Annotated in this window: 9 protein-coding genes and 1 pseudogene; 8 read left to right on the top strand and 2 right to left on the bottom strand. The window is 61.0% G+C overall.

The window, feature by feature from the left end:
• Positions 1–102: 102 nt before the first annotated feature.
• Positions 103–411, bottom strand: coding sequence for a DUF4148 domain-containing protein (locus VFE81_RS02300; RefSeq protein ID WP_325043037.1), 309 nt, complete (start codon positions 409–411; stop codon positions 103–105).
• Positions 412–667: 256 nt separating this feature from the next.
• The gene (locus VFE81_RS02295) at positions 668–1672 is read right to left on the bottom strand and encodes a LysR family transcriptional regulator (protein ID WP_120307301.1); all 1005 of its coding nucleotides are present in this window, start codon (positions 1670–1672) and stop codon (positions 668–670) included.
• Between the two features lie 184 nt (positions 1673–1856).
• On the opposite strand from VFE81_RS02295, the gene VFE81_RS02290 reads away from it, so the two are divergent.
• From VFE81_RS02290 to VFE81_RS02255, 8 genes and pseudogenes are all read left to right on the top strand, one after another.
• On the top strand, positions 1857–2711 hold the full coding sequence (locus VFE81_RS02290) for an alpha/beta hydrolase (RefSeq protein WP_325043036.1): 855 nt from the start codon (positions 1857–1859) through the stop codon (positions 2709–2711).
• Between the two features lie 45 nt (positions 2712–2756).
• The gene (locus VFE81_RS02285) at positions 2757–3968 is read left to right on the top strand and encodes an efflux RND transporter periplasmic adaptor subunit (RefSeq protein WP_325043035.1); all 1212 of its coding nucleotides are present in this window, start codon (positions 2757–2759) and stop codon (positions 3966–3968) included.
• A gap of 86 nt (positions 3969–4054) precedes the next feature.
• Positions 4055–7240 carry an efflux RND transporter permease subunit gene (locus VFE81_RS02280; protein WP_325043034.1) on the top strand — a complete coding sequence of 1062 codons (3186 nt, stop codon included), beginning with the start codon at positions 4055–4057 and terminating at the stop codon, positions 7238–7240.
• Between the two features lie 13 nt (positions 7241–7253).
• On the top strand, positions 7254–8852 hold the full coding sequence (locus VFE81_RS02275) for an efflux transporter outer membrane subunit (RefSeq protein ID WP_325043033.1): 1599 nt from the start codon (positions 7254–7256) through the stop codon (positions 8850–8852).
• Between the two features lie 392 nt (positions 8853–9244).
• A complete protein-coding gene (locus VFE81_RS02270; RefSeq protein ID WP_325043032.1) occupies positions 9245–10084 on the top strand; it encodes a MetQ/NlpA family ABC transporter substrate-binding protein in 840 nt (279 codons plus the stop codon).
• A 94-nt stretch (positions 10085–10178) separates the two neighbouring features.
• Complete coding sequence (locus VFE81_RS02265) at positions 10179–11585, top strand: LLM class flavin-dependent oxidoreductase (protein WP_325043031.1); 1407 nt, start codon at positions 10179–10181, stop codon at positions 11583–11585.
• A gap of 12 nt (positions 11586–11597) precedes the next feature.
• Positions 11598–12755, top strand: a complete 1158-nt coding sequence (locus VFE81_RS02260) for a methionine ABC transporter ATP-binding protein (protein WP_325043030.1) — start codon at positions 11598–11600, stop codon at positions 12753–12755.
• A pseudogene (locus tag VFE81_RS02255) lies at positions 12748–12885 on the top strand (ABC transporter permease); the annotation flags it as partial. The gene VFE81_RS02260 and the pseudogene VFE81_RS02255, both read left to right, overlap by 8 nt.

Here is a 12885-nt window from a genome sequence, read left to right as displayed (position 1 = left end):
AAGGTTTTTGCCTGCTCGCCGCCAGGTTGGTTGGTGTGCCTGCAAAGAAACCACCGCGATGACTAATTCTTTTGGAAACCGAATCATCGCGGTGCATCAGCCTTACTGCCCAGTGGCAACGCGTGTCACGTCACCACTGGCGCCTTCCTGCAACGCAATACGCGCGGCCTGCGTCTGACCAATCAGACCTTTATTCGGATACGACGTGCGATTCAGTGCAGGTAGCGAACCATCGCGATACGCCGCGACCAATTCAGCCTTAACTTCAGCACGGGTTTTACCGCCGGTAGTCGGCACAGGTTGCGTTTCGTATGTGCCGGCACGGCCAATCCCACCACCATTGCTTTGAGCAAAAACCGGTGCGCTGGCAAGCAGCGAGAGAGCCAAGCCTGCTAAGAGATTGCGTTTCATGATTCACTCCTGTCGATTCGTTTGCAGCACGAGGAGCGCTGCGACAGGGTGAAATGTAGACTTCGAGGCGACTCGGATAAATCGCACTTTCGCGAAATGAATTGTCGCGATTCCAGAACAATCGCCGCAACGTGCATGTCTCTCGGACAACTGCAGCACAACCACAGGGCACTGCAGGGTAACTGTGCAACAACCGCGGCATTAGAGCCGCGGTTGGAATTCACTGTTCCAGATTTTGTACTTCAACTCGCGTGATTCACGCGACCCACTCCGTTATTACCGGCGTATCGAGCGTCGGAGCAGATTCGCGTTCTTCGAAAGTACGCTTCGTGCACATCGCGTCCAGACTGCCGCGTCCGCTCAGCAACGGACAGCGGTCGAACAGCTCCGCGATCCAGTCTACGAAAACACGGACTTTAGGCGACAGATGCCGGCTGTGCGGATAGACCGCGGAAATCGGCATCGGCAAAGGCTTCAGCTCCGGCAGCACTTCAACCAGCTGACCCGAACGCAGATGCGGCAGCACCATGAAGAGCGCCGGCTGAATCAGGCCGAAGCCTTCCAGTCCGCACGTTACGTAGGCATCAGCGTCGTTTACCGACACGATGCCCTTCATCTTCACTTCAATTTCTTTGCCATCAACCATGAAGGCCCAATCGATCGTGCGCCCCGTGCGGCTCGAAAAATAATTGACTGCTTTGTGATTCTCGAGGTCCTCGAGCGAAGTCGGCATGCCCGCGCGCTCGATGTAGTCGGGGGCCGCGCACGTCACGCCCTCGAACAAACCGATGCGCCGCGCCACCAGCGACGAATCCTGTAGCGCACCCACACGTACCACGCAATCCACGCCTTCCTGCAACAAATCGACGGGCCGATCCGTCAATCCGAGTTGCAGGTCGATGTCCGGGTAGCGCGTGTGGAATTCACACAGCGAAGGGATCACCAGCAGGCGCCCGATCGATCCCGGCATGTCGATGCGCAGCTTGCCATGCGGCTTCTTGTTGCCGCTCTGGAAGCTGGCCTCGGTTTCTTCGACGTCCGCGAGGATGCGCACGCAGCGTTCGTAATACGCCGCGCCGTCCGGTGTGAGCGACAAACGTCGCGTGGTCCGGTGCATCAGCCGCGTGCCGAGGAACGCTTCGAGGTTCTGAATGATGGTGGTAACCGATGCGCGCGGCAGGTCGAGCGTTTCCGCCGCACGAGTAAAGCTGTTGGTGTCGACGACACGCGTGAACACTTGCATGGCCTGAAGCCGGTCCATTGCAAACCTCCTAAAAGGGCGGGCGCTCTGAGCAGGGATCGAATCTGCAGTGAATCCGCAGAGCAATCGCATTCGATTGTTCAGGTGCGCCGAATTGTGTTGCCGGATTATAGGCATTTATTTACGAGTCTGCTGAACCCACAATTCGCACCATTGAAGTTCTATGCGCATTGCGCGGCTCGACATGGATGCATTTAAACCGCCGTACTCGTTTGTGCCCGCGGGCAGCGGCCCGGCACAGGCAGGCAGCACGGCACTCGACATTACTGACGTGCAGATCGAAGGGCACGCACAGGACATCACGTTGCGTTTGTACCGGCAGTCACAGAAAACCGCACTGCCAGTACTGCTTTATTTCCACGGCGGCGGTTTTACGAAGGGATCGATCGATCAGGCTGAGTACGCCGCGCGTTATTTCGCAGAACACTTACCGGCGCTCGTCGTCTCGGTGGGTTATTCGCTGGCGCCGCAGTTTCCGTTTCCGGCGGCGCCTGAAGACGCACACCGCGCGGCGCTGTGGGTGCAGACAAGAGCACGTGCGTTCGGCGGAAATAGCGGGAAGATCGGCGTGGCGGGCCACGATGCGGGCGGGCAGTTGGCCAACTGCCTCGCTTTCATCGCGCGGGACCGCGGCGACGTGCGCATTGCCGCGCAGGCGTTGTTCGGACCGATGCTGGATCCGAGCCTGACGCGCCTAGGCGATGAGCAACGCCTCAGTTCGGACATTACCGCGAAGGAATGCGCGGCGTGTTATCGCGCGTATCTGCCGCAAGCGTCGCAACGCATGCATCCGTATGCCGCGCCGCTCGAATCGTCGCGCCTCGCGGGCCTGCCGGCCACGCTGATTGCGACGGCGCAAAACGATGTGCTGCATGTGGAAGCGGAGAAATACGCGAGCAGTCTGATCGACGCGGGTGTGCTGACCCAGGTGGTCCGCTATCCCAGCGTCTCGCACGCCGCGTTGGCCGACCATCCGCCTGCGTTGCAGGAAGCGGTGCGATTTTTTCAGTGGCGTTTCGATGCGCGCGCCCATCGCTGAGACAGAAATAAGCAGAACTTTAATCAACGATACCGGGAGCTTCTCATGACTATCCTTCCTCTTTCCCGTCGCCGTGTGGCGATTGCCGCGCTAGCCGTCCTCGTCGTGGCCGGGCTGGGCACGTTCGGCGCGATTCGCGTCGACGCGAGCTCGCCCGCCGCGCCGACCATCATGCCGGAAGTCGATGTTGCCACGGTGGTGCAAAAGACCATCACCGACTGGCAAAGCTATTCGGGCCGCCTTGAAGCGGTCGAAAAAGTGGACGTCCGTTCGCAGGTGCCGGGCACGATCGTGTCCGTCAATTTCAAGGATGGTGCGCTTGTGAAGAAGGGCGATACGCTGTTCGTGATCGATCCGCGTCCGTACGCAGCCGAAGTCGATCGCGCCGAAGCACAGCTCGCGGCGGCGCAGGCGCGTACGGGCTACACGCAAAGCGATTGGGAACGTGCGCAACGCCTGATCGCCGACAACGCGATCGCCAGGCGCGATTACGACGAGAAGCAGAACGCCGCGCGCGAAGCGAGCGCCAACCTGAAGGCCGCGCAAGCTGCCGTCGAAACCGCGCGCATCAATCTCGGCTATACGAAGATTGTCGCGCCGGTGGCGGGCCGCGTCTCGCGTGCGGAAATCACGGTCGGCAATGTGGTGGCCGCGGGCGCAGGCTCCGCGCCGCTGACCACGCTGGTGTCGGTTTCGCCGATCTACGCATCGTTCGACGTTGACGAGCAAACCTACCTGCAATACCTGAGCCGCGCGAAAGACGGCCGCAAGGTACCGGTGGACCTGGGTCTGGCGGATGAAAGCGGTTACTCACGCAGCGGCACGATCGAATCCGTCGACAACCGGCTGGATACGTCGTCCGGCACGATTCGGGTGCGCGCGCGCTTCGATAACCAGGATGGTGCACTGATTCCGGGTCTGTATGCCCGCGTGAAGGTCGGCGGCAGCGAACCGCATCCGGCACTGCTGATCGACGATGCAGCGGTGGGCACCGATCAGGACAAAAAATTCGTGCTGGTGGTCGACCAGAAAAATCACGTCGTGTATCGCGAGATATCGGTGGGCAACATGCAGGGCAACCTGCGCGTCGTCAAGGGCGGTTTGCAGGCGACCGACCGGATCGTCGTGAACGGTATCCAGCGTGTGCGTCCGGGCGATGCAGTACGCGCCCACATGGTGCCGATGACCGCAGATCAGGATCCGAACGGCGAGCCGCTCGCACAGACGCGGGCGAAAACAGCGGACAAGAATTCGTGAGCCTCGTGCGCCGCGCTTAAGTAGTTGCCTTGTGTAGCCATATTAAGTAGCCGTAGCGGCGCATGCTCCAACGTTAAGAGCTTCCCATGAACATATCCAAATTCTTCATCGATCGGCCGATCTTTGCCGGCGTGCTATCGGTATTGATCCTGCTGGGCGGCATCATTGCGCTCTTCAAGCTGCCGATTTCGGAGTACCCGGAAGTCGTGCCGCCTTCGGTGGTGGTGCATGCACAGTATCCGGGCGCCAATCCGAAAGTGATCGCCGAGGCTGTCGCCGCGCCGCTCGAAGAGCAGATCAACGGCGTCGAGAACATGCTGTACATGCAGTCGCAAGCCAATAGCGACGGCAATCTCACGCTGACGGTGACCTTCAAGCTCGGCACCAATCCGGACCTTGCGACGCAACTGGTGCAGAACCGCGTCAACCAGGCGCTGCCGCGTCTGCCGGAAGACGTGCAGCGTCTCGGCATCACGACCATCAAGAGTTCGCCCACGCTGACCATGGTGGTCCACCTGATCTCGCCGAACAATCGCTATGACATGACGTATCTGCGCAACTACGCGCTGCTCAACGTCAAGGATCGGCTCGCACGGATTCAGGGCGTTGGCGAAGTGCAGTTGTGGGGCTCGGGCGACTACGCGATGCGCGTCTGGCTCGATCCGCAGAAAGTCGCACAGCGCGGGTTGACGGCGACCGAAGTGGTCAACGCAATCCGTGAGCAGAACATCCAGGTGGCGGCCGGTGTGATCGGCGCATCGCCTTCGGTGCCGGGCACGCAATTGCAGTTGTCGGTGAATGCGCGTGGTCGTTTGAAGACTGAGGGCGAATTCGGCGACATCATCGTTAAAACCGCGCCGGATGGTGGTGTAACGTACCTGCGTGATATCGCGCGTGTCGAACTGGCCGCATCGGAATACGGCCTGCGTTCGTTGCTCGACAACAAACCAGCCGTCGCGCTCGCTATCAACCAGGCGCCGGGCGCGAACTCGCTGGCGATTTCCGATCAGGTTCGTGCGGCGATGAAGGAGCTGGCGGAAGACATGCCGGCGGGCGTCGAATACAAGATCGTCTATGACCCGACGCAGTTCGTGCGCTCGAGTATCGAGGCGGTGATCCACACGCTGCTCGAAGCGATTGCGCTGGTGGTGATCGTGGTGATCGTGTTCCTGCAGACGTGGCGTGCGTCGATCATTCCGTTGATTGCAGTACCGGTGTCGATTGTCGGTACGTTCTCGTTGCTGCTTGCATTCGGATTCTCGATCAACGCGTTGTCATTGTTCGGGATGGTGCTTGCCATCGGGATCGTGGTGGACGATGCGATCGTGGTGGTGGAAAACGTCGAACGGAACATTGAAAGCGGGCTCAGTGCGCGCGATGCGACTTATAAGGCCATGCAGGAAGTGAGTGGGCCGATTATCGCCATCGCGCTGACGCTGGTCGCCGTGTTCGTGCCGCTCGCTTTCATGACCGGCCTGACGGGTCAGTTCTACAAACAGTTCGCGATGACGATCGCGATCTCGACGGTGATCTCGGCGTTCAACTCGCTGACCTTGTCGCCGGCTTTGTCCGCGCTGCTGTTGCGCAGCCATGGCGCAAAGGAAGACTTCCTGACGCGTGTGATGAATCGCGTGCTGGGCCGCTTTTTCAAGGGCTTCAACAAGGTGTTCCATCGCGGTTCGACGGAGTATGGCCGTGGCGTGAAGGGCGTGCTGCGCCGTAAGGGTGCGATGCTCGCGGTCTACGCGATCCTGCTGTGTGCGACGGTGCTGATCTCTCGCGTCGTGCCGGGCGGTTTCGTGCCGGCGCAGGACAAGGAATATCTGATTGCATTCGCGCAGTTGCCGAACGGTGCGTCGCTGGACCGCACGGAAAAAGTGATCCGCGATATGAGTGCGATCGCACTGAAGCAGCCGGGCGTGGAAAGCGCGGTGGCGTTCCCGGGTTTGTCGGTGAACGGTTTCACCAATAGCTCGAGCGCGGGCATCGTGTTCGTCACGTTGAAGCCTTTCAAGGAACGGGGCAACAAGAAGCTCTCGGCCGGTGCGATTGCCGGCGCCTTGAACCAGCAGTACGGTGCGATCAAGGACTCGTTCGTCGCGGTGTTCCCACCGCCTCCTGTGCTCGGTCTCGGCACGCTCGGCGGCTTCAAGATGCAGTTGGAAGATCACGGCGCGGTGGGCTACGCGGCGTTGAACAAGGCTGCGGAGGCATTCGTGAAGAAGGCGGCGCAAACACCTGAACTCGGACCGACGTTTTCGAGCTATCAGATCAACGTGCCGCAACTGAACGTCGACCTGGATCGTGTGAAGGCCAAGCAACTCGGTGTGCCGGTCACGGATGTGTTCAACACGATGCAGATCTATCTGGGCTCGCTGTATGTGAACGACTTCAACCGCTTCGGCCGCGTGTATCAGGTGCGGGTGCAGGCGGATGCGCCGTTCCGTCAACGTGCTGACGACATCCTGCAACTGAAGACACGCAATGCTGCTGGCGACATGGTGCCGCTGTCGTCCCTGGTGACGGTGACGCCGACGTATGGGCCGGAAATGGTGGTGCGTTACAACGGCTATACGGCTGCCGACATCAATGGTGGTCCAGCGCCGGGGTTCTCGTCGGGCCAGGCGCAAGCCGCGGCGGAACGCGTAGCGGCCGAAACCTTGCCGCATGGTGTGAAGCTCGAATGGACCGACCTGACGTATCAGCAAATCATCGCGGGCAATGCGGGTTTGTGGGTGTTCCCGATCAGCGTGCTGCTCGTGTTCCTCGTGCTGGCGGCGTTGTATGAAAGCCTGACGCTGCCGCTCGCGGTGATCCTGATCGTGCCGATGAGCGTGCTGTCCGCGTTGACCGGTGTGTGGCTCACGGGTGGCGACAACAACATCTTTACGCAGATTGGCTTGATGGTGCTGGTGGGGCTATCGGCGAAGAACGCGATTCTGATCGTCGAGTTCGCCCGGGAACTGGAGCATGACGGGCGCACGCCGCTGGCGGCGGCAATCGAGGCGAGCCGCTTGCGTCTGCGTCCGATCCTGATGACGTCGATCGCTTTCATCATGGGTGTGGTGCCTCTGGTGCTTTCGAGTGGTGCGGGTTCGGAGATGCGTCACGCGATGGGTATCGCGGTGTTCTTCGGCATGCTCGGCGTGACGTTGTTCGGCCTGATGCTGACCCCCGTGTTCTATGTGGTGCTGCGTACGTTGGCGGGCGGGACGATTCACGTCGCGCAGAAAGACGCGCCGCACCTTGGGGCGCCGGTGACGGACGCCTGAGGAGAAAACAATAATGAAACGTTTTGATTCTTTAGGTGGATGGGGCCGGGCGGCTGCCAGTGGTTTGCTGGTTGCATTGCTCGCCGCCTGCTCCGTGGAGCCCACGTATAAGCGGCCGGAGGTGGACACGCCGGTCGCGTTCAAGGAAGCGCCTGCTGCTGCGTCGGGGGTGTCGGCTGCGTCCGCTGCATCGGCTCAGGATACCGGTACGTGGAAGCAGGCCCAACCCGCCGACGACGCGCATCGCGGCGAATGGTGGACGATTTTCGGCGACCCGCAACTTGACGCGCTGGAAGAGCAGGCGGCTGCTGCGAACCAGGACCTGAAGGCGGCTGCGGCGCGTGTGCAGCAGGCGCGTGCGGTGACGCAGGCGGCGAAGTCGGACTGGTTCCCGAAGCTCGATGCGGGCTTTGGCCCGACGCGTGAGCGGGCGTCGGCGGCCTCGCAATTCCAGCCGGATAGCGCGGGCGGTACGAACGGCACGATCTGGCGCGCACAGGTGGGCGCGTCGTACGAGACCGATCTATTCGGGCGAGTCGGCTCGAATGTGAACGCGACGCGTGCGGACGAGCAGCAAAGTGAAGCGCTGTTCCGGTCGGTCCAGTTGTCGTTGCAGGCTGATGTCGCGCAGAACTACTTCCAGTTGCGCGAGCTCGATACGGATCAGGATCTGTACCGCCGTACCATGGCGTTGCGCGAAGACACGCTGAAGCTGGTCGAGCGGCGTTTCAAGGAAGGCGATATCGGCGAGCTGGATGTCTCGCGCTCTCGCAACGAACTCGCGAGTGCGCGTGCGGATGCAGTGGGCGTGGCGCGTCAGCGCGCGGCCTCCGAGCACAGTCTGGCGATTCTGCTTGGCAAGCCACCAGCGGATTTCTCTTTCGCGGAAGCGCCGCTCGTGCCGGTGACCGCGCGTGTCCCGTCGGGTCTGCCTTCGGCGCTGCTCGAACGCCGGCCGGATATTTCGGCGGCGGAGCGGGCGATGATGGCGGCGAATGCGCGGGTCGGTCTGGCGAAGTCGGCGTTCTTCCCGAAGCTCGATATCACGGGCGGAGCTGGCTTTGAATCGGCGACGCTGGGCGATCTGTTCATGTGGTCGAGCCGCGCGTTCATTCTCGGGCCGTTCGCCGGCACTGCGCTGACACTGCCTTTGTTCGACGGTGGCCGCCGCAAGGCAAACCTCGCGCAAGCTCGCTCGAAGTACGACGAGGATGTGGCGCAATATCGTCAACAGGTGCTGGTGGCGTTCCGTGAGGTCGAGGACAACCTGGCCGATCTGCGTTTGCTCGACGATCAGATGCGTGAGCAGAACGATGCGGTGGTTGCCTCGCAGCGCGCGGCGCATCTGTCGCGCACGCAGTACACGGAAGGCGCGGTCAGCTATCTGGATGTGATCGACGGCGAGCGGCAGGTGCTGACTTCGCAACTGCAGGCGAGCCATCTGTCGGGTACGCAAGCGGTGGCGACGGTGAATCTGATTCGCGCGCTGGGCGGCGGCTGGGGCGATGCGAAACCTGCGGGCGATGAGGCGGTGGGGGCGGTTGCGCCGGCTTCGGGTGCGGTTGTTGCAACTTCTGCTTCTGCATCGCCGGATCAGGTGGCGAAGCGCTAGAGTTTGCTTTCTAGTTAGTTAGTTGGCTGGCGAAGAACGCCGGGTTGCGCTTAAGCGCAACCCGGCGTTTTTTGTTGAGGCGGCGCACCGGTCCATGCGCCGGGGCACGCCCACCCCAAATCATTTTTCCCGCTTTCCTTCCGAAAATCCGTTCGTAGACCGCCGGTTTCCCGCCGTCTATCATGATTCGCACCTCATCTGGAGAGAGGCGATGACCTGTCCGACCTGCCGCTGTCCGCGCTGATGCGCTCACGCATTCTATCGTTGCTGCGCGCCGCTTAAACCGCGCGCTGCAGATTTCCGTTGTCCGACCGATTCCGGCGCGCCTGCCCGCATGCCGTGGGATCGGCTCGCCTCGAAACACGCCGCACCCCAAACCTGACGAGATCACCATGCGCATTTCTCTTTCTACTGTGCGGCGTTTTTTCCGCGCGTCGACGCTAACGTTTATTGGCGCGCTCGGTTTTGCCCTCGCGTTGCCGGCGGCGCCCGCAGTCGCGGCAGACACACCCACGCTGAAAATCGGCACCGCTACCAGCCCGCAAATCGAGGCGCTCAAAGTGGCCGCGCGCGAGGCGAAGGAGCAAGGGCTCGATGTGAAGATCATCGAGTTCACCGACTGGAATACACCGAACGCGGCGCTCGCCAACAAAGATATCGACGTCAACTATTTCCAGCACATTCCGTTTCTCGAGAACGCAAAGAAGCAGGGCGGCTATAACTTTGTTGCAATCGCGCCAGGTACGATCATGAAGATCGGTCTGTACTCGAAAAAGATCAAACGCTTTGACGAATTGAAAGACGGTGCCACGGTCGCCATTGCTAACGATCCAGTCAATGGCGGACGCGGTTTATTGTTACTGCAACGCGCTGGTCTCATCAAGCTGACGCCGGGCATCGACTATCGCGCCACGACACTTGACATCATCGACAATCCTAAGCATTTGAAGATTGTTCAGCTTGAGGCATCGCAATTGGCCCGCTCGCTCGACGACGTCGATCTCGCACAAGGCTATCCGAGCTTTATCAAGCTCGCGGGCACGACCGATCCGAATAGCGCATTGCTATTCGATGGCCTGGAGAACAAGAACTATGCGATCCAGTGGGTCGTGCGCCCGGAAAGCGTCAACGATCCGCGTATCCGCAAGTTCATCTCGATTTATCAGCATTCGCCCGCTGTGCGCGCCGCGCTCGACAAAGCCTTCGGCAATCTCTATGCCGTCGCCTGGTAAGTCACGCAGCTAAGTTACGCAACTCAGTTGCGGAACCAGGTCACGTAACCAGGTCACGCCGCTAGCAACGTTGCATAGAGCAAGGAGCCGCACAATGGCGAAGAAAAAGATCCTGTTGAACGCGTTCAACATGAATGCGGTCGGCCATATCAATCATGGTTTGTGGGCACATCCGCGCGACCGTTCTGCGCATTACACCGACCTCGACTACTGGACGAGCCTTGCGCAAACGCTCGAACGCGGCAAGTTCGACGGGATATTCCTGGCGGATATCGTCGGCGTGTACGACGTTTATCAGGGCGGCCCCGAAACGCCGTTGCGCGAATCGGTGCAGATTCCGATCAACGATCCGTCGCTGATCGTGCCCGCGATGGCGCATGTGACGAAGCATATCGGCTTCGGCGTCACCTCGAATCTGACTTACGAGCCGCCTTATCTGTTCGCGCGCCGTATGTCGACGCTGGATCATCTGACCAAAGGCCGGGTGGGCTGGAACATCGTCACCGGCTATCTGGACAGCGCAGCGCGCGGCATGGGTCTCGCGCAGCAGATCAGCCATGATGACCGCTACGACCGTGCCGACGATTACATGGACGTGGTCTACAAGCTATGGGAGCAAAGCTGGGAGGACGACGCGGTGGTGCGCGATCGCGCGACACGTATCTTCTCGCATCCTGACAAGGTGCATCGCGTGAAACACGACGGTCCGTACTATTCGATCGACGCCATTCATTTGAGCGAGCCGTCGCCGCAACGCACGCCGGTTCTGTATCAGGCGGGTTCGTCGAGCCGCGGCGTCGATTTCGCGGCACGTCACGCGGAATGCGTGTTTGTGGGCGGCCAGAACAAACAACTCACGCGCTCCATTGTCGACGACATTCGGGCACGGGCGGTGAGCTTCGGCCGCGCGCCCGACGACATCAAGATCTTTGCCGGCATCACCGTTGTAGTCGGCGAAACAGAACGCGCCGCACAGGAGAAATTCGAGGAATACCGGCGTTATGCGAGCGCCGAGGGCGGCATCGCGCATTTCTCCAGTTCGACCGGCATCGACTTCTCGCAGTACGAACTGGACGAACCGATTTCGTATGTGAAGACCGAATCGATGCAGTCGGCAGTCGAAGCGATTTCGAAGAAGAGCGTGAGCGGCGTGTGGACCAAACGCAAGGTACTCGAACAGATGACGCTCGGCGGCCGTGCGAAACCCGTAGTCGGTTCGCCGCAGCAGATCGCGGATGAGTTGGAGTCGTGGATAGAAGAGGCCGGCGTCGACGGATTCAATCTGACGCGTACCGTCATGCCCGAATCGTTCGAAGACTTCGTCGATCTGGTGGTGCCGGAATTGCAGAATCGCGGCGTCTACAAGGAAGACTACGACCCGGCGCCGACGCTGCGTGAAAAGCTGTTCGGCGGCGGTCGCGCGCGACTGCCTGCGGTGCACGCCGGCGCGCAGCATCGGCGGAGCGCGCAAGCCGGTGTGCGATCCACCGTGGAAGCATAGAGGAGCGAAGCCATGGCTAATCTATTCGACGTGCCGCAGTTTATTGAAGACGCGCCGTCCCTCGCCTTGAATCGTGTCGCGGCCGATGCCGCGCAAGAAGCCGTTGTATTCGACGACGTCGGCAAGGTGTTCGCCAACGCGCGAGGTGTGTCGACCGCGGCGCTTGCGAATGTCACGCTGAACGTGGCGCGCGGCGAAGTGTTCGGCATCATCGGTCGCAGCGGCGCGGGAAAATCGACGCTGCTGCGGCTCGTCAACGGTCTGGAAAAGCCAGGTTCCGGCGCCGTGCGTGTGAATGGCGTGAGCGTCGGCGAACTCGACGAACGCGGACTGGTCACGCTGCGGCGGCGCATCGGCATGGTGTTCCAGCATTTCAATCTGCTCTCCGCGAAAACGGTGCGCGAAAACATTGCGTTGCCGCTAAAAATCGCCGGCGCGCCTAAAGCGGCGATCGACAAAAAGGTCGACGCCTTGCTCGAACTGGTCGGTCTGTCGAGCAAGCGTGACGCCTATCCGGCGAGTTTGTCCGGCGGCCAGAAGCAGCGCGTCGGGATCGCGCGCGCCCTTGTGACCGACCCGGACATTCTGCTGTGCGACGAGGCGACGTCCGCACTCGATCCAGAAACGACGCAAGCCATTCTCGTGTTGCTGCGCGATATCAATCAGCGGCTCAATCTGACCATTGTGCTGATTACGCATGAGATGCAGGTTATTCGCGAAGTCTGCGATACGGTGGCGGTGATCGAACGCGGCGAAGTGGTGGAAACAGGACCTGTTTGGCGCGTGTTCGGCGACCCGCAGCACGACGCGACGCGCGCGTTGCTGCGAACCTTGGTGCATGACCTGCCTGCGGACCTGGCCGCGCGAGTGAAACCATTGCACGGGATCGAGCAAGCGGATGCACAGATTCTGCTTGACGTGCGATTCACGGGCGGCGATGCACGTGAGCCTGACCTCGGAGGGTTGACGTCTGCATTGAGCATTGACGGTGGTCGTGTGAGTTTCGTGCATGGCGGCATCGACCGGATTCAGGGGCATGCGCAAGGGCGCCTGGTGGTATCGGCAGAGGTGCGCGCGAATGCGGACGGCACGATGCAAAAGCAGATCGCGACGCTACTCGAGCGTGCGCGTCACTATGCCAATCATGTCGAGGTGCTCGGCTATGTCTGATCTCTGGCTCTCGGAACTCGCCGATGCAATTCGCGACACCATCGTCATGGTCGGTGTATCCGCCTTCGTGGCGGCGTTGATCGGCATTCCGCTCGCACTGGTGCTGGTCACCACCACGCGCGGCGGCATC

It is taken from the genome of Paraburkholderia sp., assembly GCF_035656215.1.
Taxonomy (GTDB): domain Bacteria; phylum Pseudomonadota; class Gammaproteobacteria; order Burkholderiales; family Burkholderiaceae; genus Paraburkholderia.
Note: the sequence above shows the minus strand (reverse complement) of the source record. Positions and strands in the feature narration are given on the sequence as shown.